This is a genomic window from Pseudomonas uvaldensis, from assembly GCF_021271205.1.
In the GTDB taxonomy this organism is placed as follows: domain Bacteria; phylum Pseudomonadota; class Gammaproteobacteria; order Pseudomonadales; family Pseudomonadaceae; genus Aquipseudomonas; species Aquipseudomonas uvaldensis.
Map to the genome: position 1 here is coordinate 1 of NZ_JAIWKS010000042.1, position 797 is coordinate 797.

General features: G+C 60.9%; 1 protein-coding gene. It reads right to left on the minus strand.

Annotation, left to right across the window (positions count from 1 at the left end; genetic code table 11):
• On the minus strand, window positions 1-797 hold a 797-nt coding region (locus tag LCU97_RS26490), incomplete at both ends, for an immunoglobulin-like domain-containing protein (protein WP_232778213.1).

Below are 797 nucleotides of genomic sequence, written 5' to 3' on the forward strand. Positions count from 1 at the left end.
TGTCCGCCGAGTCAGTAATCGTGGTGACCGCAGGCGTGGGGCTCGGTACCAGGTTTTCGAAGTTGCCGCCGGTTGCGCCAGTGATGGTAGTGCTGACAGTGCTGCCGTTGTTGTAGACGTCGTTCGCTGGGGTATCGACGGCCACCGAGCCAGTGGTTTGACCAGCAGCGATGGTGATGACCGCGCCATTGCTCAAGGTGACGGTCACTGGTGTTTGCGCTGGATTGGTCAGCGTCGCGGTGTAGGTGATCTGGCCGCCTTCGGAGATGGTTTCGCTGGCGCTCAGCGTCAGGCCGGTAGTGTCCGCCGAATCAGTGATTGTGGTGACCGCAGGCGTGGTGCTCGGCACCAGATTTTCGAAGTTGCCGCCGGTTGCGCCAGTGATGGTAGTGCTGACAGTGCTGCCGTTGTTGTAGACGTCATTGGCCGGGGTATCGACGGCCACAGTGCCGGTAGTTTGGCCGGCAGCGATAGTGATGACCGCGCCATTGCTCAAGGTCACGATAACTGGTGTTTGCGCCGGGTTGGTCAGGGTCGCGGTGTAGGTGATCTGACCGCCTTCGGTCACTTCGGTAGAAGCCGACAATGTCAGGCCAGTGGCGTCCGCCGAGTCAGTAATCGTGGTCACCGCAGGCGTGGTGCTCGGCACCAGATTTTCGAAGTTGCCGCCGGTTGCGCCGGTAATCGTGGTACTGACGGTGCTGCCGTTGTTGTAGACGTCATTGGCCGGGGTGTCGACGGCCACAGTGCCGGTAGTTTGGCCGGCAGCGATAGTAATGACCGCGCCATTGCTCAAG